The sequence below is a fragment of the Bradyrhizobium sp. CB82 genome, from assembly GCF_029714405.1.
Lineage (GTDB): Bacteria > Pseudomonadota > Alphaproteobacteria > Rhizobiales > Xanthobacteraceae > Bradyrhizobium.
Genome location: NZ_CP121650.1, coordinates 5,686,153 through 5,709,014, shown reverse-complemented (window position 1 = coordinate 5,709,014; position 22,862 = coordinate 5,686,153). Strand labels below are relative to the sequence as shown.

Annotated in this window: 21 protein-coding genes; 15 read left to right on the top strand and 6 right to left on the bottom strand. The window is 63.3% G+C overall.

Annotated elements, in window-relative coordinates; all coding sequences use genetic code 11:
• Nucleotides 1-73: 73 nt before the first annotated feature.
• From QA640_RS27865 to QA640_RS27830, 8 genes are all read left to right on the top strand, one after another.
• On the top strand, nucleotides 74-508 hold the full coding sequence (locus QA640_RS27865) for a hypothetical protein (protein ID WP_283042909.1): 435 nt from the start codon (nucleotides 74-76) through the stop codon (nucleotides 506-508).
• Entirely contained in the window at nucleotides 501-1,733 is a 1,233-nt protein-coding gene (locus QA640_RS27860; protein WP_283036079.1) for a biotin/lipoyl-binding protein, read from the top strand. The genes QA640_RS27865 and QA640_RS27860 overlap by 8 nt, the downstream gene beginning before the upstream one ends.
• A 94-nt stretch (nucleotides 1,734-1,827) precedes the next feature.
• Complete coding sequence (locus QA640_RS27855; RefSeq protein ID WP_283036078.1) at nucleotides 1,828-3,720, top strand: ATP-binding protein; 1,893 nt, start codon at nucleotides 1,828-1,830, stop codon at nucleotides 3,718-3,720.
• Between the two features lie 125 nt (nucleotides 3,721-3,845).
• Nucleotides 3,846-5,525, top strand: coding sequence for a DUF3300 domain-containing protein (locus QA640_RS27850; RefSeq protein ID WP_283036077.1), 1,680 nt, complete (start codon nucleotides 3,846-3,848; stop codon nucleotides 5,523-5,525).
• Nucleotides 5,522-6,436 carry a DUF2950 domain-containing protein gene (locus QA640_RS27845; protein ID WP_283036076.1) on the top strand — a complete coding sequence of 305 codons (915 nt, stop codon included), beginning with the start codon at nucleotides 5,522-5,524 and terminating at the stop codon, nucleotides 6,434-6,436. The genes QA640_RS27850 and QA640_RS27845 overlap by 4 nt, the downstream gene beginning before the upstream one ends.
• A complete protein-coding gene (locus QA640_RS27840) occupies nucleotides 6,420-6,881 on the top strand; it encodes a hypothetical protein (RefSeq protein ID WP_283036075.1) in 462 nt (153 codons plus the stop codon). Before QA640_RS27845 ends, QA640_RS27840 begins: the two co-directional genes overlap by 17 nt.
• Before the next feature lie 320 nt (nucleotides 6,882-7,201).
• Nucleotides 7,202-8,638, top strand: coding sequence for an MFS transporter (locus QA640_RS27835; RefSeq protein WP_283036074.1), 1,437 nt, complete (start codon nucleotides 7,202-7,204; stop codon nucleotides 8,636-8,638).
• 122 nt (nucleotides 8,639-8,760) lie between these two features.
• Entirely contained in the window at nucleotides 8,761-9,588 is an 828-nt protein-coding gene (locus tag QA640_RS27830) for a 3-keto-5-aminohexanoate cleavage protein (RefSeq protein WP_283036073.1), read from the top strand.
• A 1-nt stretch (nucleotide 9,589) separates the two neighbouring features.
• On the opposite strand, the gene QA640_RS27825 is transcribed toward QA640_RS27830, so the two are convergent.
• Nucleotides 9,590-10,525, bottom strand: a complete 936-nt coding sequence (locus QA640_RS27825) for a sugar kinase (protein ID WP_283036072.1) — start codon at nucleotides 10,523-10,525, stop codon at nucleotides 9,590-9,592.
• Nucleotides 10,509-11,555: an SPFH domain-containing protein gene (locus tag QA640_RS27820; protein ID WP_283036071.1), complete on the bottom strand. Its 1,047-nt coding sequence runs from the start codon at nucleotides 11,553-11,555 to the stop codon at nucleotides 10,509-10,511. Before QA640_RS27820 ends, QA640_RS27825 begins: the two co-directional genes overlap by 17 nt.
• Before the next feature lie 93 nt (nucleotides 11,556-11,648).
• Here QA640_RS27820 and QA640_RS27815 point away from each other — a divergent pair, with 93 nt between their 5' ends.
• The gene (locus QA640_RS27815) at nucleotides 11,649-12,383 is read left to right on the top strand and encodes an NUDIX domain-containing protein (protein ID WP_283036070.1); all 735 of its coding nucleotides are present in this window, start codon (nucleotides 11,649-11,651) and stop codon (nucleotides 12,381-12,383) included.
• Between the two features lie 71 nt (nucleotides 12,384-12,454).
• On the opposite strand, the gene QA640_RS27810 is transcribed toward QA640_RS27815, so the two are convergent.
• A complete protein-coding gene (locus tag QA640_RS27810; protein ID WP_283036069.1) occupies nucleotides 12,455-12,688 on the bottom strand; it encodes a hypothetical protein in 234 nt (77 codons plus the stop codon).
• Between the two features lie 203 nt (nucleotides 12,689-12,891).
• Nucleotides 12,892-14,148, bottom strand: coding sequence for a hypothetical protein (locus tag QA640_RS27805; RefSeq protein WP_283036068.1), 1,257 nt, complete (start codon nucleotides 14,146-14,148; stop codon nucleotides 12,892-12,894).
• A gap of 187 nt (nucleotides 14,149-14,335) precedes the next feature.
• Between QA640_RS27805 and QA640_RS27800 the strand changes: the two genes are divergently transcribed.
• The 4 genes from QA640_RS27800 to QA640_RS27785 all read left to right on the top strand — a co-directional run bounded on the left by QA640_RS27800 (nucleotide 14,336) and on the right by QA640_RS27785 (nucleotide 18,026).
• Complete coding sequence (locus tag QA640_RS27800) at nucleotides 14,336-15,541, top strand: MFS transporter (protein WP_283036067.1); 1,206 nt, start codon at nucleotides 14,336-14,338, stop codon at nucleotides 15,539-15,541.
• A gap of 133 nt (nucleotides 15,542-15,674) precedes the next feature.
• On the top strand, nucleotides 15,675-16,904 hold the full coding sequence (locus QA640_RS27795) for a CaiB/BaiF CoA-transferase family protein (protein ID WP_283036066.1): 1,230 nt from the start codon (nucleotides 15,675-15,677) through the stop codon (nucleotides 16,902-16,904).
• A gap of 417 nt (nucleotides 16,905-17,321) precedes the next feature.
• Complete coding sequence (locus tag QA640_RS27790; RefSeq protein ID WP_283036065.1) at nucleotides 17,322-17,537, top strand: hypothetical protein; 216 nt, start codon at nucleotides 17,322-17,324, stop codon at nucleotides 17,535-17,537.
• A gap of 99 nt (nucleotides 17,538-17,636) precedes the next feature.
• Nucleotides 17,637-18,026: a RidA family protein gene (locus tag QA640_RS27785; protein ID WP_283036064.1), complete on the top strand. Its 390-nt coding sequence runs from the start codon at nucleotides 17,637-17,639 to the stop codon at nucleotides 18,024-18,026.
• 7 nt (nucleotides 18,027-18,033) lie between these two features.
• Here the strand turns inward: QA640_RS27785 and QA640_RS27780 are convergent, their stop codons facing one another.
• The gene (locus QA640_RS27780; RefSeq protein WP_283036063.1) at nucleotides 18,034-18,696 is read right to left on the bottom strand and encodes a TetR/AcrR family transcriptional regulator; all 663 of its coding nucleotides are present in this window, start codon (nucleotides 18,694-18,696) and stop codon (nucleotides 18,034-18,036) included.
• A gap of 225 nt (nucleotides 18,697-18,921) precedes the next feature.
• Here QA640_RS27780 and QA640_RS27775 point away from each other — a divergent pair, with 225 nt between their 5' ends.
• Both QA640_RS27775 and QA640_RS27770 read left to right on the top strand, forming a co-directional pair.
• Nucleotides 18,922-20,160, top strand: a complete 1,239-nt coding sequence (locus QA640_RS27775; protein ID WP_283036062.1) for an acyl-CoA dehydrogenase family protein — start codon at nucleotides 18,922-18,924, stop codon at nucleotides 20,158-20,160.
• Between the two features lie 108 nt (nucleotides 20,161-20,268).
• Nucleotides 20,269-21,327, top strand: coding sequence for a phosphotransferase family protein (locus QA640_RS27770; RefSeq protein WP_283036061.1), 1,059 nt, complete (start codon nucleotides 20,269-20,271; stop codon nucleotides 21,325-21,327).
• A gap of 170 nt (nucleotides 21,328-21,497) precedes the next feature.
• Here the strand turns inward: QA640_RS27770 and argE are convergent, their stop codons facing one another.
• Nucleotides 21,498-22,670 (bottom strand): acetylornithine deacetylase, encoded by a 1,173-nt coding sequence (argE, locus tag QA640_RS27765; RefSeq protein WP_283036060.1) that lies wholly within the window; start codon nucleotides 22,668-22,670, stop codon nucleotides 21,498-21,500.
• Between the last annotated feature and the right edge of the window lie 192 nt (nucleotides 22,671-22,862).

Below are 22,862 nucleotides of genomic sequence, written 5' to 3'. Positions count from 1 at the left end.
ACACTGTCGCACGAGCTCTGCTTCAGGCGGGGCTCCTGACCGGGAGAGACCATTGAGCGACCAGCTGCATCCGATGGCCCCGCACCATCTGCCGTTCTTTCTCGCGCCTGGAAGCGGTGTCGACCCGCTGATGGTGGTGATGGGCATCTTCCTCATTGGTACCATCCTCTGGGTGGGCACGCTGTACTGGAAGCTGCACAGCCTGCCTGAGCGGATGGCGCACAAGTCGCAGAAGCTGCAATTCGAATTCGTTGCAGTGCTCGGCCTGATCTCGCTGTTCACACACATGCATATCTTCTGGGTGGCGGGACTGTTGCTTGCGTTGATCGATATCCCCGACTTTGGCACGCCGCTGCGGAGCATCGCCGATTCCGTCGAGAAGATCGCAGATGCGACGCCGGGCGAAGCCGGCGAGGCGACATCGACCGCACGAGCGGGCGATGCAGTCAGCCTACCGCCGGCAGACAAGTCTGGCGTCGCGAAGGAGAAGGAGCACAGCCATGTTTGAGCTCATGTTCTGTTCGCTCCTGACCATCGTGCCGGACTATCTTTACCGCCGCTACGTCCAGGGCAAGCGCTTCGGCAAGGAGATCACCTTCTTCTCGGTCTGGTATGAGCTGCGCTGGGGCATCACGGGTTGTCTGATGCTCACGGTGTCGCTGATCACCATGATCTTCTATTTCCATCCGGCGACCGACTCGGCAACGCTCTATTTCCGGACCGTGCCGATCCTGCCCGAAGGATCGGGACGGGTTGCGGAGGTCAAGGTCGGCTTCAGCCAGGAGGTGAAGAAGGGCGACGTGCTGTTCACGCTGGACAGCTCCAAGCAACAGGCCGCCTATGAGACCGCCAGGCGGAAGGTCGCCGAGGTCGATGCGGCAATGACCTCGGCGCAGTCGGATGTCGTCAAGGCCGAAGCCCAGATCCAGGAAGCCAAGGCCAATTGGCAGCAGGCCAAGGACGAGCTCGACACCAAGTCCGAATTGCAGCGCCGCAACCCCGGCATCGTGCCGCAACGTGACATCGAGAAGCTCCAGGTGCTGGTCGATCAACGACAGGCCGGGATCGATGCGGCGACCGCCGCAAAGGAGTCGGCGGCCTTACAGGTGTCGACGCTGCTGCCGGCGCAGAAGGCGAGCGCTCAAGCCGCTCTCGAGCAGGCGCAGGTCGATCTCGACAAGACCATCATCCGAGCGGGCGTCGACGGCCGGGTCGAGCAGTTCCTGATTCGCGTGGGCGACGTCGTCAACCAGCTGATGCGGCCGGCGGGCGTCCTTATTCCGGAGGGTGCCGGCAGGAAAGTCCTTCAGGCCGGCTTCGGCCAGATCGAGGCGGGCGTGATGAAGGAAGGCATGGTGGCGGAAGCGACCTGCATATCCAGACCTTGGGTCATCATCCCGATGGTGGTCACGACGGTGCAGGACTACATTGCCGCAGGACAGTTCCAGGCCGGACAGCAACTGCTCGAGGCACAGAACGGTCCAAAACCCGGCACGATCCTCGTATTCCTGGAGCCGCTCTACAAGGGCGGGCTCGAGGGCGTGACGCCGGGGAGCAGCTGCATCGTCAATGCCTACATCAGCAGTCACGAGGAGATTTCTGCCGAACATACCAGCACCGGCCGCGCCATCGCGCTGCACGTCGTCGACGGCGTGGGTCTCGTGCACGCGCTGCTGTTGCGGATCCAGGCACTGCTGCTGCCGATCAAGACTCTGGTGCTAAGCGGCCACTGACGTCGAGGGAGCCCTCGGCAAAGCCGTTGGCCGCTCCCCGTTTTGCGCTAGAATGAGACGAAGGTGCAGCCGATCGAAGCTGCTGAGGAAGAGGATGGGCGGGCGCATCCCCATCATTGCTGCGGTCAGGCGGGGCGGGCCGACTGCGGCCGCGTTGCTCTGGCTGTGCGTGCTGGTCGTGGCCTATGCTGGGCTTGGGCGGGCGTACGCTGCCGATCAGAACGAGCCCAAGCGGGTACTTCTGCTGCATTCCTTCGGACGGGAATTTCGTCCATGGAGCGAATTCGCCCGGGCCATCAAGGCTGATCTCGAGCAGCAGTCGCCGTGGCCGCTGGATATTCAAGAGCACACGCTGTTGACGGCACGGTTCAACAACCCAGGTCCGGAAGAGCCCTTCGTCGACTATCTGCGCTCGCTCTACGAGAGCTGCCCGCCCGATATCGTCCTGAGCATCGGTGCGCCGGCGGCACGATTCGCGCAAAAATATCGCAAACAGCTTTTTCCGGACGCACCGATGGTCTTGACCGCGGTCGAGCAGCGTCTGGTCGATCGCATGGGCCTGACTGATAACGACACCGTCATCTCGGTCCACAACGACTTTCACACTTCTTTCGCCAGCATCCTCCAGGTCTTGCCCGACACGAAGACAATCGCCGTCGTGCTCGGCGCTTCGGCCCTGGAAAAGTTCTGGCTCGAGGAGGTCAAGAGGGACGCGAAGCCTTTCGAGAACAGGGTCTCGTTCGATTGGTATTCGGGGCTTTCGTTCCAGGACATCCTCAAGCGGGCATCAGCGCTGCCGCCGCACACCGTCTTGTTCTGGGGCCTGATGTCGGTCGACGGTGCAGGTGTCGCGCATGAAGGTAACGTCGCCTTGCGCCAACTGCGAGCTGTCGCCAATGCGCCGATCTTTTCCTATCAGGATGCTTTCTTTGATGGCCTGACCGTTGGCGGTCCCATGCATTCAACGGCGGAATCCAGTCGAAAGACCGTCAGTGCGGCTATCCGTATTCTCGGCGGCGAAAAGCCTGGCAATATCCAGATCGAGCCGCTCCAGTTTGCGCCGCCGCGCTATGACTGGCGCGAAATGCAGCGTTGGGGCATCAGCGAGAGCAATCTGCCCCCTGGCAGTGAGGTCCTGTTTCGCGAGCCGAGCGTCTGGCAGGTCTACCGCTGGCAGATGGTGCTGATTGCGGCCGTGATGCTGATGCAGGCCGGCCTGATCAGCCGCCTGCTTCACGAGCGCATGCGTCGCCGCGTCGCGGAGGTCGAATCCCGGCAGCGCCTGGCCGAACTCGCGCATGTCAACCGCTACGCGGCAGCCGGCGAGCTGACGACGTCGATCGCGCACGAATTGAACCAGCCGCTCGGCTCGATCCTGACCAACGCCGAGACCGCCGAGCTCATGCTGAAGGGGGCTTCACCCAATCTTGACGAGATCAGGGAGATCCTTGCCGACATCAGGCGCGACGATCAGCGGGCGAGTGAAGTGATCCGCCGGCTGCGCAGCGTGCTGAAGAAGACGCCGTTCGAGATCGCCGATATCGATCTGAACGAGACGGTCGGCGAGGCGATCGGATTCCTGACCGCCGTGACCGACCGGCACAAGATCGCCCTGAAGTTCACACCCGCCGCGAGCGCGCTGCGCGTCAGAGGCGATCCGGTGCAGCTTCAGCAGGTCATTCTCAACCTGATCATCAATGCGATCGACGCGATCTCGGAGGCGGAGGCGAAGTTGCGGGAGGTGACCGTCACGACGGCGCCGTCCGGCTCCTTCGCAGAAATCAGGATCGGCGACAGTGGACCCGGCATAGCCGCGGGCGATCTCAAGAACGTCTTCAATCCCTTCTTCACCACCAAGCCGCAAGGCATGGGTATGGGACTCGCCATCGCTCGAACCATCATCGAAGCCCATCGCGGACAGATCGTAGCGGAGAACAGGCTGTCGGGCGGCGCGCTGCTTACGATCAAGCTGCCGCTCACGCGTTAGAAGACAATCTCCGCAACGGATTGTCGCGCCGCAGCAACTCGGCAACCGCGTTCTTTGATCTCTGTCAAAGAACGCATCCGCCTCGGCCCGATGCTCCCTGGCGAAATGCCAAGGGAGGGTGTGCAATGTTTCGCTGCGGCAAGACCCTGATCGCGCTCGCGCTGATGATGGCGATGCCCGTCGCCGTTTCGGCGCAGACCCCGGCCGCCCCGAGCACGTCGGCGCAGCCGGCAACCCAGGCACCGCCGGCCGCGGAACTGTTGAAGCCGGAGCAGCTCGAGGCGCTGGTCGCGCCGATTGCGCTTTATCCGGATGAGTTGCTTGCCAACGTGCTGGCGGCCTCGACCTATCCGCTGGAGATCGTGCAGGCCGATCGCTGGCTGAAGGAGCGCAAAAGCCTGAAGGGCGTTGCGCTCAAGGCCGAGGTCGAGAAGCAGTCCTGGGACGACAGTATCAAGGCTCTGGCGAGCACGGCGGATGTCCTGACGATGATGAGCGACAAGCTCGAATGGACCAAGAATCTCGGCGACGCCTTCCTCGCGCAGCAACCGGATGTGATGGACGCGATCCAGCGGTTGCGCAACAAGGCCTATGACAACAAGAGACTGGTGACGACGAAGCAGCAGAAAGTCAGTGTGCAGACGCAGGACAACAAGCAGGTGGTCGTCATCCAGCAGGCCGATCCCGAGACGATGTACGTGCCGTACTACGATCCCGCCACGGTCTATGGCACCTGGCCCTATGCCGACTATCCGCCATACTATTTCGGCTATCCGTCTTATATCGGTGCAGGCGTGGTGGCGGCGGGCCTTGCGTTCGGCACGGCCTGGGCGATCGGTCGCTGGGGGAATTATTGGGGCGGCGGCTGTAACTGGGGCAACCGCAACGTCTACGTCAATCACCGGACCACGAACATCGCAAACGGCTGGCAGCACAATCCGGCGCATCGCCAGGGTGTGCGCTACAACAACACCAATGTGCAGCAGCGCTTCGGCAACAACAACATCAAGGCCGGCGCCGCGGACCGGATGGATTTCCGCGGCCGCGACGGTCAGCAGGTGCTGCGTCCCAATCAGGGCGCTGGAGATCGCGCGGGCGACCGTGCAGGAGATCGTGCCGGTGATCGAGCGGGAGATCGTGTAGGGGCAGGTGATCGCGCTGGAGATCGCGGCGGCGCGCGGGATCGGCCCGGCGGTGGCGATCGGGCAGGGGCCGGCGATCGCGCCAAGGGCGGCGGCGATCGTACCAAGGGCGGTGGTGATCGCGCGAAGGCTGCCAACCGCGGCGGCGCCGGTGCGGGCAATCGGGCCGCCAATGTCAACCGTGGTGGCGGCGGAGCCAGTCGCGGTGGTGCCATGAATGTCTCGTCCGGCCGGGCGGCGGCCGCGGCATCGGCACGCGGCCGCTCGAGCATGGCGAGCATGCCTCGTGGCGGCGGTGGCGCGAGCTTCGCCGGGCGCGGCGGCGGCGGAATGGCGATGCGCGGTGGTGGAGGTGGAGGCTTTGGGGGAGGCGGGCGCGGTGGCGGCGGCGGCCGGCGTTCCGACATCGCGTTGAAGCACGACATCGTCCTGCTCGGCCATCTCGCGAGCGGCCTCGGCTACTACCGCTTCAGCTATCTCGGCAGCCACAAGGCCTATGTCGGTGTCATGGCGCAGGAGGTCGAGAATGTAATGCCGGACGCGGTGACTCGCGGCAGCGACGGATACCTGCGGGTCTATTACGAAAAGCTCGGTCTCAAGTTCCGCACGTACAGCGATTGGCTCGCGGGCGGCGCAAGAATTCCTGAGGAGATGACGCCATGATCGGCCTGAAGTCGCTTCAACGCGCAACCCTGCCGGCCGTCGTGGCGCTCGCGCTGTTCTGCTTGCCATCGCAAGCGCAGCAATCGTATCCGACGCCGGAGGATGCGGCCGCAGCGCTCGCCGCGGCCGTGAAGAGCGGACCTGGCGATATCTTGAAGGTGCTCGGCAGGAACGCCGACGACATCGTCTTCTCCGGCGACGAGGTCGCCGACTCCGATATTCGTCAACGCTTCACCTCGATGTACGACGTCAAGCATGCGATCAAGGTGGAAGGCAACAAGAAGGCCACGCTGATGCTCGGCCCGGACGATTTTCCGTTCCCGATTCCTTTGGTCAATTCCAAGACTGGCTGGCAATTCGACGTGGATGAGGGGCGGATCGAGGTGCTTTATCGCCGCATCGGCCGCAATGAGCTCGATGCGATCCAGGCCGCGCTCGCCTATGTCGATGCCCAGAATGAATATGCCGACAAGGACCGTGGCGAAGGTGTCGGTGTCTACGCGCAGCGCATCGTCTCGACGCCGGGCAAGAAGGACGGGCTGTTCTGGCGCGACGATAGCGATCCAAGTCCGCTCGGCGAATTTGTGGCGGAAGCATCGCGCGAGGGCTACAAGGTGGACGGGCAGGCCGCGCCCTATCACGGCTACTACTTCAGGATACTCAAGGGACAGGGTCCCAACGCCCCGGGCGGAACTCTCGATTACGTCGTCAAAGGCAAGATGATCGGCGGCTATGCGTTGGTCGCCTATCCCGCCGAGTACGGCAATTCCGGCGTCATGACCTTCGTTGTCAATCACGGCGGCACCGTCTATCAGAAGGATCTCGGTCCGCGCACCGAAAACATTGCCAGCCGCATGATCTTGTTCAACCCGGACCAGACCTGGAAGAAAGTCGATGCCGCAAAGCAATGAGACAATAGCGCGGCGCTCCTTTGTCATGTGTCTGGCGGCAATGACGTTGCTCGCCGTCGTCGTCCCAGTGACGCCGTCGTTCGCTCAGGCAGCCGGCCACGTCCGCATCAAGTTCGTGAAAGCGGGCCTCTTGGTCGGCGGCGGCACCGGCAGCGGCGTGCTGACCTGGCGTGGCCGCAACTATCCGTTCAGCGTGTCAGGCCTGAGCTTGGGAATCACGGCCGGCGCAAGTATCGTCAGGCTCGACGGCTGGGCGTCGGACATCCGCGAGGTCGGCGATTTTGCCGGCACCTATAGCTCGGTCGGCGGCGGCTTCGCCCTGGTCGGCGGCATCAACGGCGTCCATTTGCGCAATGAGAAAGGCGTGACGATCGTGCTGCAGGGGCCGAAGGCAGGCCTGGAAGTTGCCGCCAATCTCAGCGCGATCACGATCTCCATGAGATGAGCCCGGACTGAAGACGCCCCAAGACGCCCCATCCGGACTCCATTGAAGCATCCTGCTCGCCAAAGCGCCTCCGACTCTTCCGCATCGTGATGCGCGTTTGCCCGATCCGCGCGCCGGATCCCGCCGATGGCACGTGCGCAATCGACATCGACCGGACCGGCCTCTGGCGCGTTCCCCTCAGAGCGGCATCTCCCCCGCCAATAACATGATGTTAGGTTTATCGCACAACTGGATAATTGTGTTAGTTCCCCGAAAGCGTAATGTGGCACCGATGAAGCCCGTTCACGGGACGCCAGCAAAATGGGTGAGGAAACCTGCAAATGACCACGGCTCGATCGATCCATGACATGGGTCAGTCCAAGAAGGCTGCTGCGAGCGGCTGGATTGGATCGGCGCTCGAATATTATGACTTCTTTATCTACGCGACTGCAGCGTCGCTGATCTTCCCGCAGATCTTCTTCCCGTCTGACAATCCCACCGTTGCCATTGTCGCGTCGCTGGCGACTTACGGCGTCGGATATGTGGCCCGGCCGATCGGCGCCTTCGTTCTCGGCCACTGGGGCGATACCCATGGCCGCAAGACAGTTCTCATCATCTGCATGTTCCTGATGGGCATCTCGACGATGGCCGTCGGCATCCTGCCGACGTACCAGCAGGTCGGCGTCTGGGCGCCAATCCTTCTCGTCGCTCTGCGTCTCGTGCAGGGATTTGCCGTTGCCGGCGAGATCTCCGGCGCAAGTTCGATGATTTTGGAGCATGCCCCATTCGGGCGGCGCGGATTCTATGCGAGCTTCACGCTCCAGGGCGTGCAGGCCGGACAGATTCTCGCGGCGGCCGTCTTTCTGCCGCTGGCGCACTACATGCCCACAGAAGCCTTCAACAGCTGGGGGTGGCGGATACCCTTCCTGCTCAGCTTCTTCGTCATCGTCGCGGGCTACATCATCCGCCGCGAGGTTGACGAGACGCCCGCCTTTACCAGGGAGGATGAGCGCGGAGAAACCCCGCGTGCTCCGATCATCCAGGCCATCAAGCTAAACTGGAAGGACATGCTCAGGGTCATCTGCATGGCGCTGATGAATGTCATCCCGGTCGTCGCGACAATTTTCGGCGCAGCCTATGCCGTCCAGTCTGCCTACGGAATCGGATTCGCGAAGGATGTCTACCTCTGGATTCCGGTCCTCGGAAACATGCTGGCGGTGTTCGTCATTCCCTTCGTCGGCAACCTGTCCGACAAGGTCGGTCGCAAGCCTCCGATCATCGTCGGCTCGCTCTGCTCCGGCCTGCTCGCCTTCGGCTATCTCTATGCAATCAGCATCAAGAATGTGCCCTTGGCGATCCTGTTGTCGCTGCTGATGTGGGGGGTCGTCTATCAGGGCTACAACGCGATCTTCCCGAGCTTCTATCCCGAGCTGTTTCCGACGCGCACCCGGGTTTCGGCCATGGCGATCTCGCAGAATATCGGAACGACGATCACGGCGCTGCTGCCCGCTCTGTTTGCGACGGTAGCGCCTCCCGGCTCGGCCAACATTCCGCTCACGGTGGGGGCAATCGCCTTCGGCATCACGGTCATTGCGGCGCTTGCAGCTGTGACTGCCAGGGAGACATACCGGATCAGCATTGACGATCTCGGCAATCCGGATGCTGTGCCGATGCCAAGGGCGGACTACGAGCGGAGGCGCGGAGGCGACGGGCGGGGCCGCCGCGGCTCTGAGCTGACGGCCGCGGGAGGCGGAGCTCAACGTCACAGCGGTGCATGATCTCGGATGTTGCCGCCGTCCCGCAAATGAAGGAAAGAGCTGCCGCTGCGGCCAAGCCGGCCAGCAGCGGCAGAGCTCCCGGCGATCGCCGAGCCGCATATTGGCTTCCAAGGAGTTGAGAAATGAATCCCGTTGTTGTTGCCGTCGCGATCACCGGTTCCGTTCCGCGCAAGAAGGACAATCCCGCGGTCCCGATCGTGCCGTCGGAGCAGATCGAATCGACGCACGCGGCTTTCGAGGCCGGCGCGACCCTTGCGCATATTCACGTTCGCAACGACGACGAAACACCATCCTCCGATCCGCAGCGTTTCGCGGAGGTGCAGGAGGGCATCAAGAAGCATTGTCCGGGGATGATCGTTCAGTTCTCGACCGGAGGGCGCGGCCGCGATCCGTCGGCGCGCGGCTCGGCGCTCTATCTGAAGCCGGACATGGCGTCTCTTTCGACCGGATCGGTGAACTTTCCGACGATCGTCTATGAGAACAGCGCCGCCCTGGTCGAGCATCTCGCCACCGGCATGAAGGCGGGCGGCATCCGTCCCGAAATCGAGATCTTCGATTTGTCGCACCTGCATGGCGCGCGCCGCCTGATCGAGGCGGGACTGATCGACGAGCATCCCCACGTGCAGTTCGTCATGGGCGTCAAGAACGCAATGCCGGCAGACGAGCATGTGCTCGATATTCTTCTGGCGGAGCTCAAGCGGCTGATGCCGAAGTCGACGTGGACCGCGGCTGGGATCGGGCGTCATCAGGCCGAAGTCATGGGCTGGGCGCTGTCGCGGGGCGCCGATGCAGTTCGCACCGGGCTCGAGGACAACATCAGGATCGACAAAAATCGTCTGGCCAAAAGCAACGCTGAGCTCGTTGCCATTGCCTGCGAGGCGGTCGCGCGCCACGGCCGACGCGTCGCCACGCCAGTGGAGGCAAGATCGGCGCTGAGGATCGCGAGGTAGATCACACGATCAGCCGTCCCCGTCGCGCCGCAATTCCGATCGTCACCTCGGCGCCGGCGTTGAACTCCAGCCGGTCGGCCTCGATGCCGTCGCTGAAGATGACGCCGTTTTCCGGCATCAGCGAGCGGATGCGCAATTGTTCTGCGGAGGTGAGGCGGCCGCAGACGAGACCCACTTGCGAGTTGCGGCTGGGAAAGGGCTCGCGCACCGCGAAGCGCAGCTCGGGCGCGTCCCAGGGCAGGGCGTCGTAGCTGGCAAACGCCGGCGGCTGGCCAAACCGGCCTGCGATCGCAAGCGAGCCGGTGACGATGCTCTTGAACCAGGCGGTCGAGCCGAGCCCCGTCGACACGATCAGTCCGCTCGAAGACTGCCGCTCCGTTGCCCCACCGGTTGCGATCTCGTAGATCGCGGAGACATGCGTGCGCGCGCCGATGAAAAGGTCGTTCACGGCATGAAGCACTTGGCCGTCGGAAAGCCGCGCCTCTGCCATCGTTACTGCCTGACTGTTGCGCTTCCCAGCGGCGACCTCCGGCAGAAGCTTTGCGAGATCGCGCGGCGCGAAGGGCAGGAGGATGCCGTCATAGCGCGACGGGTCCGGGTTGAGTCCGATCAGCGGGTGGCCATCGAGATATTTCATGGTGTTGGCGACGACGCCGTCCTGGCCGAGCGCGACCACGATGTCGGAGGGCGCGAAGATGAAGTTCGGCAAGAAGCTGCGCTCGATCACCTGGTAGCGGCCCCATGGCTCCAGCACCTGCACAATCACGTGCTGCTGCGCGCGATAGATCTCGTGCTCGCGCTCATAGTCGGAGAAGTCGGCGCCGAGATGCTCGACATAGAAGCGCGCCTGCGCCGCGGTCAGGTAACGCGCGATCAGGTCCTCCAGCCTGGTCTTGCGCGTCACCAGCACGATCTTGCGGTCATTGCCGGCGGGCATTGGCGGCCTCCGCCATCTTGGGCTTCTCGATCAACTGGCTGAGCAGGTCCGGCGAGACGTTGAGCTGGCCGATCTTCTCGGCCTTCTCGGCAATGCCGGTGAAGGCCTGCGCGATGAGTTGGCCCGGTTGCATGCCGGCAGCGGCGAGCGCCTGGATCACACGTGTGTCGACGCCCTCGAAAATCTTCATCAGCGCTCCGACACGATAGGCCTCGGCATCCGCGAGCGTGCGGGTGTTCTCGGCGTTGAGCTCGACGAAATCCTTGCGCTTGCCTTCGAGGGCGATGTCCGCCACCATGCCGGCCTGGCGCAATTCGTGGCGCTTGCCGGCGACGCTGGCCTCCGCGTCCATCTGCGTCTCCCGGATCGAGCGCTTCTTCTGCTCGACCGCGATCTCGGTGTCGAGCTCGCTCTCGCGGATGGCGCGCTCCTGCTCGACTGCAAAGTTGCGGCGGGCGAAGATCGCTTCGTCCGCGTTCTTCAGAATCGCTTCGCGTGCTTCCGCCTCCAGCGCTTTCGCGGTGTCCGGCGTCGGCTTGATGCCGCGGATGGAGACGCCGAGGATTTCAAGGCCGAGCGAGGCGATGTCGGCGCGGGCCCGCAGGCCGGTCGCAATGATGTCGGCGATACGGTCGGAGGCCTGCAAGGCTTCCTTCAGCGTCAGCTCCTTCACCGCCTGCTGGGCCAGCACCTCGACCGTGCCGAGGATGCGCTGTGGCAGCTTCTCCGGGTCATCGGTTTCATAGGTCTTGCCGTCGGACTTCAGCGTGAAGTCGAGCATCGAGGCGGCCTTCTTCGGCTCGCTGACGCGATAAGTGACGTGACCCTGGACGGTAAGGGTCTGAAAGTCGCGCGCGATCTGCTGGAAGATGAACGAGGCATCGCGGCTGCCGATGGGCACGGCCACGAGCGAGGTCACCGGTGCGTAATAGAAGGCGGAGAGCCCTGCACCCTCGGCGACGACTGCGCCGGCGCGATACTTCAAGAGGTAGGTGGTGGGCTGGGCTTTGATGAATCTGACACCAAACATGGTCTTCTCCGAATAAGTTGGTCTAGGCAACTAAGTAAGTTGCACTGTACAACTAAGCGGGCTACTGTCAAGCCGCAAATCGGGGAGGTCGCTATGGCGCCGAAAGATCAAGCCCAAGGCAGTGAAAATTCGGGACAGTTGGATTTCCCGCGACCGCTGGCCACGGTCGATGTGGTGATCTTTGCGATCCGGAAGGAGGACCTCCACGTCCTCCTGGTGCAGCGGCCAGCCGGCGCAGGCGAGCCGTTCCCGCTGACCTGGGCACTGCCGGGCGGCTTCGTCGATGTCGCCAAGGACCGCGATCTTGCGGCCTGCGCGGTGCGCAAGCTGAAGGAGAAGACCGGTGTGATCAGCCCCTATCTTGAGCAGCTCGGAAGCTGGGGTAGCGCTGTGCGCGACCCGCGTGGTTGGTCGGCGACGCACGCTTATTTCGCACTGATGCCGGAAGAGGCGGGCCGGGCCGCACTCGCACCCGACGCGCAGTGGTTTCCAGTCTCGGCCGGCAAGATCAAGCCGAAGCTCGCCTTCGACCACGGCGAGATCCTCACGGCTGCCGTCGAGCGCCTGCGCAACAAGGTCGAATACACTTCGCTGCCGGCCTATCTGATGCCGGCGGAATTCACGCTGCCCGATCTTCAGCGGGTCTACGAGATCGTGCTCGATCGTCCGCTGGAAAAGAGCGCCTTCCGTACGCGGATCCTCTCCGCCGACATGATCGAGCCGATCGCCAAGATGCGGCGCGGTCCGAACCGGCCGGCGCAGCTCTATCGCCTGAAGAAGGGCAAGGAGCCGGTGTATTTCGTGCGCACATTCAATCCGCCGGAGTGAGGCGCCGGCTCAAGAAAAAAGCCGACCTGGCGTCGTGACGTCAGGCCGGCAGCAGTTAGGTCGTTTGGCAGTTAGTCGCAGATGCGCCTGCGGACGATCACGTCCTCGCCAAAGCGGTTGATCCGATGGTCAACGACGACCCGGCAGTTTCTGTAGTACTCATTGTAGGCCCCGTAGTAATCGTGGCGGTGCGGACCCACATAGACCCCGCCCGGACCCACGTCGAACTCCAAGGCTCTTGCTGGCGCCACCGCTCCCGCGGTCAGCGTCAACAACGCGGCGAGTGCCAGGATAATTCGCTTCATGATGTACCTCCTCGGGAAGTGACACCTGCTGGCCAACGGCTTGCGTAGGATTTGGTTTCCCATTTTGGCGGTTGCGAGCAGGGGAGGTTCCGCTGTTCCGCGAGGCAACACCGCCGTGAAATCGGTTTCGCCAATATGCGTCAACGGACGACCGGTTCCGGCGTTTGAACCTAGGCGGCACGATCCGGCGCCTGTTGGCGATCTCAGCCGATCGGGGGTCCTGCAAATGGGCGTTGTTTCTGCGGCTCCGGCGGGTCGACGACAAACCCTTCGCAGACGATGAGGCCGTCGATCAGCTTGAACTCGAGCCTGTCGTAGCCGGGCATGCTCTCGCCGGGCTTCGGCGGCAGCAGGGCGATGCGACCCTGAATGCACAGCACGGAGTGCCCGGCGCCATGCATCCTGGGATTCCACATCCTGATCCCGGTCTCCTTCCAGCGCCGGCGAATGAGTGTCTCGCGATCGCAGAGGTCGTCGGATTTCGTGACGGCGGCCGGGGCTATGTCGGCGTTGACCGTGACCGTCTCGACCGGGGCCATTTCGACGGTGTCGGCCTCGACGAGGTCGAGCTCCACCACGTCGGTTTCGACAGCAGTGGCTGCGAAGGTTTCCGCGGCATCGGGATTAACCTCATCGCTCTCGAAAGTTTCGATCAGAGCGGGGGCCGCCTCGACTGCCTCGGGCTCAATCGCATCGGGCTGGCCGGCCTCGCTCTCGGTCTTGATTTCAAAAGGCGCCGTCTCAATCGCAATCGCATCGACCTCGATCATGGCCGTCTCGGCGGACCCGGGCGGGAGAGTATCAGTCTCGGCAACAACAGCCTCGGATGAATCCTCGAGCGGTGCGACGTGAGCCGTAACGTCGTCGGCGCCAAGCGCGACGGTTTCGATTGTCTCGGCCTGTGCCGCGCCGTCCTCGGCGCTTTCGATTGTGACGAGAGGCGTCTGAGCAGACTCGATTTCAGCTATCTCAGTCTCAACCGGAAGATCATCGCTTTCAGTTGTCTCAGTCTCAGGCCGGGAGAGATCGTCGGAGGCCATTGCCGGGGGAACAACATCGCATACGCGTGTCGTGACCGGCTCATCTGCATCGATCTCGGCAGCTCCAGTCTCCGCGGTCGTGGTTTCGGCGACGTCCGTCGCGGCAGCCTCCGTCTCCTCGTCTTCGACAGTGTCAGGTTCGACCGGCTCGGCCGCAGCGGCACCGGTTCCATCGCGAGCCGCCTGCACGGTGTCGGGTTCAACCGTGTCCGCCTCGACCGCACCGCGCGCAACATCGTCCCTCGTGACGTCCGCAGCCGGTGCCTGAAACTCGCTGACAGCCGGTTCGTCATTCGTTCGACCGCGCAGCAGCGACTTGAATTTCGCGTACGCAAATTCGACCACCGGAATCCGGCGCAGCGCTATCGCCAGTCTCGTGAGGACTGGGAGCTGTTTGGGACCATACTCGGCGTGAGACATCAGTGATTCTCGAAACGAGCAAGAGTTGCCCGCGACGCGTGGAGCTGTCAAATCGCGCGCCGATGGCCCGTCGTCGTCATGTCAATGCCATTGTGAGGGTAGCGTCATGCCGCGTTCGCAGTGCAGCGCCGATTGGAGACGGTGTATCCGGGAATGGCCGGATCGATCGGGTCCGGGCTGGGGCGGAATGCGTCACTTGAAATTCGATACGAAGCTGATCGGCGTCATGGCGGTGCTCGCCGTCACCCAACTCCTCGGATGGGGGACGATCGGGCTTCCCGCCATCGTCGGCCGCGATCTCGCAGCCGATCTCAATATGAGCCTTCCGGCGGTATTCGCGGGTACGTCGGTTCTGTACGTCGCCATGGGGCTGTGCGCGCCCTGGCTCGCAAAGTCCTTCACACGTCATGGCGCGCGCCGTGTGATGATGGCGGGCACGGTCGTGACCGCGCCGGGCTTTGTGCTGCTGTCCTTCGCGCAGGAGCCGATGCTTTATTTCGCGGCCTGGATCGTCCTCGGTGTGGCCGGCAGCGCCACGCTCTCGACCGGTGCCTACATCATGCTGAACGAGGCCGCCGGACAGCGCGCGAAGAGCGCGATCGGCGCGCTCATGCTGGTGACCGGCCTTTCCAACAGCATCTTCTGGCCGGCGACGTCGTTCTTGAGCAGCCTCGCCGGCTGGCGCGGAACGTGTCTGATCTACGCGGCCATGATGATCGTCGTCTGCCTGCCGCTCCTGGCCTTCGGTGCACCGCGCCGGCGCAAGGCGAGTGAGGAAGCCGCCGCGAAGGTGCGGGACGTGCCGGCGTCTCAAGTCCGCAGGAGCACCTTCCGCCTCGTGATGTCCGCGGTCGCGCTCAACGCCTTCGTGAACTTCGGCTTGAGTGCCGTCTTCATCGAGCTCCTGAAGGCCGAGGGGTTGTCGCCGGCAGAAGCGGTCGGCTTCGGCTCCATGCTGGGCGTCATCCAGGTCAGCGCGCGCGGCATCGATTTCCTCGGCGGCGGACGCTGGGACGGGATCACGACCGGGCTGGTCGCGGGCACTGCGCTGCCGCTTGCCATGCTGCTCTTGATGGCGGGCAACGGCGCATATTGGGTCGTTGCGCTGTTCATCCTGCTCTATGGCCTCGGCAGCGGCGCGATGGCGGTGGCGCGGGCGACGATCCCGCTCGTCTTCTACGACCAGACCGAATTCGCCAGGGCGATGTCGATGATCGCGCTGCCGGTCAATCTCGCCGCAGCCGTCTCGCCGCCGGTTCTCGCAGCCCTGCTGGTGCATTTCGGCAGCCGCGGCCTGCTCGGTCTGACCATGCTTTGCTCATGCGCAACGGTTTTGATTCTGATTGCACTTGGCCGCCGCCGCCCGCGGGCCGCGACAGCCGCAGCGGCGTGACGTCGAATCCACGAGCGGCCGGCGGATAGCGGCATGCCGCCAGTGCAAGGCTCGCAGGTCCAAAATAGTGTATCGGCAGAGGCGCGCCGCGGCTTTGGCCGCCGCGCCAATACCAGTTCCCGGAGGAAACCTTATGTCGGCCCTGCCGCTCTCAGGCATCAAGATCCTTGACCTCACGCGCGTGCTCGCCGGGCCGTTGTCGGCCCAGATGCTCGGCGACCTCGGCGCGGAGGTGATCAAGATCGAGCGGCCGGGAACGGGCGACGACGCGCGCGCCTTCGGCCCACCTTACCTCACCGACCCCGACGGCAAGGAGAACAACAACAACTCGTTCTACCTCTGCGCCAACCGCAACAAGAAGTCGGTCACCGTCAACATCGCCAAGCCCGAAGGGCAGGAGATCATCCGGCAGCTTGCGAAGCACGTCGACGTCTTCATGGAGAACTACAAGGTCGGCGATCTCAAGCGCTACGGGCTTGACTACCAGACGATCAAGGCGATCAACCCCGGCATCATCTATTGCTCGGTGACCGGCTTTGGCCAGACCGGTCCGTACGCGCCGCGCGCCGGCTATGACGCCATTCTGCAGGCGATGGGCGGCCTGATGAGCGTCACCGGGCATATCGACGGCGAGCCTGGCGAGGGCCCGATGAAGGTCGGCCCGTCGATCGTCGACTACATGACCGGCATGAACACCTCGATCGGGATTCTCTCGGCACTCTACCATCGCGACGCCAATGGCGGAGAAGGACAGCACATCGACGTCTGCCTGTTCGATACCGTCATCGCATCGTTGTCGCACTGGCTACAGATCTACCTCGTCAACGGCAAGACACCGCCGCGCCGCGGCACCTGGGGCAATGGCGGCATGCCGGCCGGCGTGTTCCGCTGCACCGATGGCGAACTGATGCTGGTGGTCGGCAATGACGGCCAGTTCCAGCGCACCTGCACCGTGCTCGGCGAGCCCGAGCTTGCGAGCGACAAGCGCTTCATCAAGAACAACGACCGCGTCGTGCACGGCAAGGAGATCATGGCGATCTTCGCCGGCCTGTTCCTGAAGAAGCCGGTGGCCTACTGGCTGGAAAAGCTGGAGGAGGCCGGCGTGCCGTCAGGTCCGATCAACAATTTCGAGCAAGTGTTCAGCGATCCGCACGTCCAGCAGCGCGGCATGCGGGTGAAGGTCAACCACAAGTTCGAGCCCGAATTGTCTCTGATCCGGAACCCGCTGACGTTCTCGGAAACGCCTGTGACCGACTATCGCGCGCCGCCGCTGCTTGGGGAGCACACCCAGGAGGTGCTCGGCGGACAGCTCGGCTATGATGCGCAGAAGATCGAGACGTTGAAGAAGCAGGGCGCGATTTAGCTTCATCTTATGCTCTCCCCTTGCTGTGGCAGCGGGTGTCATACGCGGCCTTCGACCGCTGTCCTTGATGCGACGGTCGCGAGCTCGGACGAGACGCGCGCCATGCTCGGGCTCGCCCGCCGCCAGCCCCGCTGCTCCCGCCACACGCACTTTGCCGCCTCGCGGAGGTGGCGCGCCAGCCTCCGAACCAGCGTCGGAACTCCTGGCGCACTTCACCGGCGAATTCGCCAATGGCAGCCAGCTACGCCGGTGCGGGGAACATTCCGGCCGAGGCCGGTGAGTGACAGCGAGTGGGGCGATGGGCGGTGTTCCCTTGTCCACAGATCATCCGTAGTTGCCCCGGCTTTCGTCGCAATCCGGACTCGTATTCGATCTCATCATCTGACGAAACTAGAGTTCGGCAGGGAGGGAACGAAAATGTCCTACACGATCGGGTATCAAGTACGGAACCAAAAAGCGGTTCTGGCGACCGAGGCGGCGACGGCCAACCAGGCTGTCGCGATCGTCGCGGCGCTGCAAAAGGCGGCCGACGAAATCAAGTTCATCCGCTCGCCGCAGGAGGGCGACATGGGCATCGAGATGCTGCTGTTGCTGGCGAAGGAAGAGGCCGAGGAGATGCCGCAGAGGATGTAACCAGCAGGGCTCTCGCGAGCACACTTCGATCTTTAGCGAAACGTCGTAGCCTTGAGATGAGGTAGGCTGCCGCCGTTACGTTTACACTCGAGGTGTCTCGTGGAACGCGAAGCGCTGCGCGTCGAACCCATCTCGACCTTCCTCGACCGCTGGAAGGCGCCGACGTCGCCGGCGACGCGCGCCGGCAACATGATCTTCGTCGCCGGCCTGCCGCCATTCGATCCTGACACCGGCGAGATCGCATCCGCGCCGATCGAGCGGCAGAGCGAGATCATCATGGAGCAGATGAAGCTTTGCCTGGAGGCCGCGGGCGCCAGCCTCGACAACGTCATGAAGTGCAACGTCTATTGCATCTCGACCAAGCACTTCGCCGCGTCCGCGGTCTATGCGCGCTACTTCCCCAACGATCCGCCGGCGCGGATCTTCGTCTGCACGCCCGAATGGTTCGGCCCGTTCGATGTCGAGATTGATTGCATCGCAATGATGTGACGGGGGTTCAGCGCGCGGCGACCTTCGCCGGCCTCTTGCCCTCCGCCTTGCCGGCGGACAGCCCCATCACCGCCATCCCCACCACGCGCTCGATGATATCGTCGACGTCGTCGAGGTCACATTGCCCGTCCGACAGCTTGGTCAGCCGTTCGCTCTCGCGGATGGTGTGGTGCGCCATGGCGAGCGCGAAGTGCAGGCCCCAATAGATCTCCTCGTCGCTGCGGTCGGGCAGCGCGCGGCGCATCGCGGCGGCGAATTTCCGCAAGTGGTCGATCTCGCGATTCTTGATGCGGCGGATCGGCGGCACGGATTCGATGGAGGCCCGGATCATGAAGCGCGCCGCGGTGGAACGCTGGTTCGCAGGGCCAAGGCAGCCGCGCAGGGTCGGGCCGACGAGGGCGCGCAGGATCACGTCAATCGGCGCGCGGCCGCCGCCTTGTTCTTCCGCAGCCTTGAGCTCCGCCAGGCGCTCGCGGTTGAGTGCGATGCTCCGCGTCACGAACAGCTCGGCGATCAATTCGTCCTTCGAGCCGAAATGATAATTCACGGCCGCAAGGTTGACGTTGGCCTCGGCGACGATGTCGCGCAGCGTCACGTCGCCAAAACCGCGATCGGCGTAGAGCCGCTCGGCGGCGGCGAGAATGGCAGATCTGGTCTGATCGCTGGCCATGATGGCCTCAAGGACGGAGTTGCAATTCAAACATTTGTATGAAACTATCGTTTGAAGGCCGGGAAAAGTCAATCCGCAATCGGGACCCGTTCGCAGCTGCGACGCCGGGTTCCCGAACGGTTCGCAAGCCCCGCTGTCGCGGCTTGCAGGCCGCGCGAGGCGGGAGGACAGTCCGGCACAAAAGATTGATCAAAGAGAGAGAGAGAGAGAGACGAGGAGCGTCCCATGGATTTCGACATGTCCCCCAAGCAGAAGGAATGGCTCGAACGGGTGCAGTCCTTCATGACCAAGCACGTGCGCCCCGCTGTTCCCATCTATAATCAGCAGGATCACAGCGGCGAGCGCTGGAAAGTCATTCCGGTGCTGGAGGATCTGAAGAAGAAGGCCAAGGCCGAGGGCCTCTGGAACATGTTCTTGCCGCCGTCCAAGGAGCATGACGACGACGAATTCCACGGCGCGGGATTGAGCAATCTCGAATACGCGCTGCTCTCGGAGCAGATGGGGCGTATCTCCTGGGCCTCGGAAGTCTTCAATTGCTCAGCGCCCGACACCGGCAACATGGAAGTCTTGTTCCGCTACGGCACCAAGGAGCAGAAGCGCAAATGGCTGCGTCCGCTGATGGACGGCGAGATCCGCTCCGCTTTCCTGATGACGGAGCCGGCGGTGGCTTCGTCCGATGCCACCAACATCGAGACCCGCATCGAGCGCGACGGCGATCATTACGTCATCAACGGCCGCAAATGGTGGTCGTCCGGAGTCGGCGACCCCCGCTGCAAGATCGCGATCCTGATGGGCAAGACCGATTTCAACGCCGCCAAGCACCAGCAGCAGTCGCAGATCCTTGTGCCGCTCGACACGCCCGGCATCAAGGTCGAGAAGATGCTGCCGGTGTTCGGCTTCGACGATGCGCCGCATGGCCACGCGCAGGTGCTCTTGGAGAACGTTCGCGTTCCCGCATCGAATCTCCTGCTCGGCGAAGGCCGCGGCTTCGAGATCGCGCAGGGCCGTCTTGGTCCCGGCCGCATCCATCACTGCATGCGCACCATCGGCAAGGCCGAGGAAGCACTGGAGAAGATGGTGAAGCGTCTGATGTCGCGCACCGCGTTCGGCAAGAAGATCGTCGAGCATTCGGTGTGGGAGCAGCGCATCGGCGAGGCTCGCACCGACATCGAGATGAACCGCCTGCTGTGCCTGAAGGCTGCCGACATGATGGACAAGGTCGGCAACAAGACCGCGCAGCTCGAGATCGCCATGATCAAGGTCGCAGCCCCCAACATGGCGCTGAGGATCATCGACCAGGCGATCCAGGCCTTCGGTGGCGCCGGCGTCTCCGACGAAGCTGGTCTTGCCAAGGACTATGCGGGCATCCGCACGCTCCGTCTCGCCGATGGTCCGGACGAGGTGCACAATCGCGCCATTGCCAGACTTGAAATCCGGAAGTATGCAAACTCTCCCAAACACTAAAAGGGAGGGCCTGATGGCGCTCCCGAAAAAATGGAGCTTGGTCCCGGAAAAGTGGACACCGGTTTTCCGATAAGGATCATGCTCACTAAAAAGAGAGGGAGCGTTATCGTGGCTGACGGCGTCAGGAAAGACGAGGAGTTCTCGGGCACCAAGCCCGTCGAGGAGCGGCATCGCTTCGACGAGCTGCGGCTCGAGAACTGGATGCGCGAGAACGTCGAAGGCTATCAGGGCCCGCTGGTCGTCCTGCAATTCAAGGGCGGCCAGTCCAATCCGACCTACCGGCTCGACACGCCGGGCCGTTCCTACGTGATGCGACGAAAACCGTTCGGCAAATTGCTGCCGTCGGCGCATGCGGTCGATCGCGAATATCGCGTGATCGCAGCGCTCGGGAAGCAGGGCTTTCCGGTTGCGAAAGCCTATGCGCTTTGCCAGGACGACAGCGTCATCGGCGCTGCCTTCTATATCATGTCGATGGAGGAGGGTCGGGTGTTCTGGGATCCGACGCTGCCGAGCCAGACGGGCGAGGCGCGCCGACAAATCTTCATCAGCAAGATCGAGACGCTGGCGAAACTCCACATGTTCGATCCCGCCGCGATCGGCCTTGGCGATTTCGGCAAGCCCGGCAATTATTTTGCGCGGCAGATCGACCGCTGGACCAAGCAGTATCGGGCATCGGAGACGCAGCACATTCCCGAGTTCGAGAAGGTTGCCGAATGGCTGCCGCGCACCGTGCCGGAGCAGGCGCGCGTCTCGATCGTCCATGGTGACTACCGGCTCGACAACATGATTTTCCACGCGACGGAACCGCGCGTGCAGGCCGTGCTGGATTGGGAGCTGTCCACGCTCGGCGATCCCATGGCCGACTTCACTTATCTGTTGATGCAGTGGATCATGCCGGGGCTGGAAGGCGCCGACCTCAAGGCGCTGAACATCCCGAGCCTCGAAGAGGCGGCGCAGATCTACTGCAACGCGACCGGGATGAGCGTGCCCGATCTCAACTGGTACTTCTCCTACAACCTCTTCCGTCTCGCCGGCATCACGCAAGGAATCGCGGGCCGGATCCGCGACGGCACCGCGGCCAACGCCAAGGCGCTCGAATCCGCCAAGCGCACCGTGCCGCTGTCGAAGGCATCATGGGAGTACGCGCAGAAGGCGGGCGCGGTGTGAACGAGACGAAGGCGCGGCCGATGACCGCGCCTTTTGTGTGTGAGCAGTGCCGACTATGGCTTGCACCAAAAATGGCTTGCACCAAAATGCCAAATGGTCCGCTCGGCGCGAACTTCTCCAGCGGATCCGCATCAGGAGTATATAGAAATCTGAGCAACCCACCCTGCGTGTCAGCTGTTCGCGCAATGCGCGATCAGCTTTGCCACGAAGTCACCGCACTTCTCCAGTTCCGACATCTCCACGAACTCGTCCGGCGTGTGGGCCTGCGCGATTGCGCCGGGACCGATCACGACCGACGGGATATCGGCCATGCTGGCAAACAGGCTCGCTTCGGTACCGAAGGCGACCTTGGCGTGGTCGTTGCGGCCGGCAAGCTTTTTGGCGAGCGTGACGATCGCGTGGTCGGCCCGGGTGTCGAGCGCGGGATAGTCGAGGATCTCCTCGAAGGTGATGCGGCAATCGGGGTGGCGCTTCTTCATTGCGGGCTCGATCTCGGCCTTGGCCCAGGCGACGATAGCGTCCGTCACCTCTCGCGACTCGGTGATCCCGATCCCGCGGCATTCGAACTCGACCGTGCAGGTATCCGGCACGATGTTGAGTGCGGCGCCGCCATGCACGATGCTGGTCAGCAGGGTGGAGTGCGGGACGTCGTAGAGGCCGTCCTGTGATCTCTTCGCCGCAAGCCGCACGGCCCGGCGGCGGATCTCGGTAATCAGCTCGGCCGCATATTCGATGGCGTTGACGCCGTCGGGCGCGATCGAAGAGTGGCGGGCGAGACCCCTGAAGGTCGCGCGCACGCCGTGCTTGCCCTTGTGGCCGATGATGACCTTCATCTCGGTCGGCTCGCCGACGAAGCAGCCGAGCGGCTTGACCTGCTTCTTGGCGACCTCACGCAGCATCGGCCGCACGCCGACGCAGCCGATCTCCTCGTCATAGGAGATCGCGAGGTGAATTGGGGTCTTCAGCACGGCCTCGATCATGTCCGGAACCATGGCGAGGCAAACCGCCACAAAGCCTTTCATGTCGGTGGTGCCGCGTCCGTAGAGGCGGCCGTCGCGCTCGATCAGCTTGAACGGATCGTGGGTCCATGTCTGGCCCGCGACGGGCACGACGTCGGTATGCCCCGACAGCACGAAGCCGGGACGGTCGTTCGGGCCAATGGTGACCCAGAGCGAGGCCTTCTGCCCGGTCTCGTCGATGATTCGCTGTCCACTGATGCCGAGTGATGCGAGATAGCTTTCGATGTAGGCGATCAGGGCAAGGTTCGAGCGATCGCTGACGGTATCGAAGGCAACGAGGTCGGCGAGCAGTTTGCGGATGCGGTCGGGTCTTTGGCTTGGCATTGTCGGGTTCTTGGGAGGGAGGGGGCGGCTCTGCCGCGTGCACGAACCATACCAACGGCGGCGCCCGTTGGGCAAATCACCCCATCGGTCGCCCCGATGGAGCGCAGCGCAATTCGAGCCCGGTTCACGGCGCGATTCCCCCTTTGCATGGGGTTGTTTTTCGAAAAAAAGGGCAAATCACCGTTACGATTT

Bases quoted from the DNA above. Each gene is read 5' to 3' on its own strand.
- QA640_RS27830 (WP_283036073.1), top strand. From the start codon at position 8,761: ATGAATCCCGTTGTTGTTGCCGTCGCGATCACCGGTTCCGTTCCGCGC.
- argE (WP_283036060.1), bottom strand. From the start codon at position 22,670: ATGCCAAGCCAAAGACCCGACCGCATCCGCAAACTGCTCGCCGACCTC.
- QA640_RS27810 (WP_283036069.1), bottom strand. From the start codon at position 12,688: ATGAAGCGAATTATCCTGGCACTCGCCGCGTTGTTGACGCTGACCGCG.
- QA640_RS27855 (WP_283036078.1), top strand. From the start codon at position 1,828: ATGGGCGGGCGCATCCCCATCATTGCTGCGGTCAGGCGGGGCGGGCCG.
- QA640_RS27845 (WP_283036076.1), top strand. From the start codon at position 5,522: ATGATCGGCCTGAAGTCGCTTCAACGCGCAACCCTGCCGGCCGTCGTG.
- QA640_RS27835 (WP_283036074.1), top strand. From the start codon at position 7,202: ATGACCACGGCTCGATCGATCCATGACATGGGTCAGTCCAAGAAGGCT.
- QA640_RS27865 (WP_283042909.1), top strand. From the start codon at position 74: ATGGCCCCGCACCATCTGCCGTTCTTTCTCGCGCCTGGAAGCGGTGTC.
- QA640_RS27820 (WP_283036071.1), bottom strand. From the start codon at position 11,555: ATGTTTGGTGTCAGATTCATCAAAGCCCAGCCCACCACCTACCTCTTG.
- QA640_RS27780 (WP_283036063.1), bottom strand. From the start codon at position 18,696: ATGGCCAGCGATCAGACCAGATCTGCCATTCTCGCCGCCGCCGAGCGG.
- QA640_RS27840 (WP_283036075.1), top strand. From the start codon at position 6,420: ATGCCGCAAAGCAATGAGACAATAGCGCGGCGCTCCTTTGTCATGTGT.
- QA640_RS27800 (WP_283036067.1), top strand. From the start codon at position 14,336: ATGCGTCACTTGAAATTCGATACGAAGCTGATCGGCGTCATGGCGGTG.
- QA640_RS27860 (WP_283036079.1), top strand. From the start codon at position 501: ATGTTTGAGCTCATGTTCTGTTCGCTCCTGACCATCGTGCCGGACTAT.
- QA640_RS27850 (WP_283036077.1), top strand. From the start codon at position 3,846: ATGTTTCGCTGCGGCAAGACCCTGATCGCGCTCGCGCTGATGATGGCG.
- QA640_RS27815 (WP_283036070.1), top strand. From the start codon at position 11,649: ATGGCGCCGAAAGATCAAGCCCAAGGCAGTGAAAATTCGGGACAGTTG.
- QA640_RS27825 (WP_283036072.1), bottom strand. From the start codon at position 10,525: ATGCCCGCCGGCAATGACCGCAAGATCGTGCTGGTGACGCGCAAGACC.
- QA640_RS27805 (WP_283036068.1), bottom strand. From the start codon at position 14,148: ATGTCTCACGCCGAGTATGGTCCCAAACAGCTCCCAGTCCTCACGAGA.
- QA640_RS27790 (WP_283036065.1), top strand. From the start codon at position 17,322: ATGTCCTACACGATCGGGTATCAAGTACGGAACCAAAAAGCGGTTCTG.
- QA640_RS27775 (WP_283036062.1), top strand. From the start codon at position 18,922: ATGGATTTCGACATGTCCCCCAAGCAGAAGGAATGGCTCGAACGGGTG.
- QA640_RS27795 (WP_283036066.1), top strand. From the start codon at position 15,675: ATGTCGGCCCTGCCGCTCTCAGGCATCAAGATCCTTGACCTCACGCGC.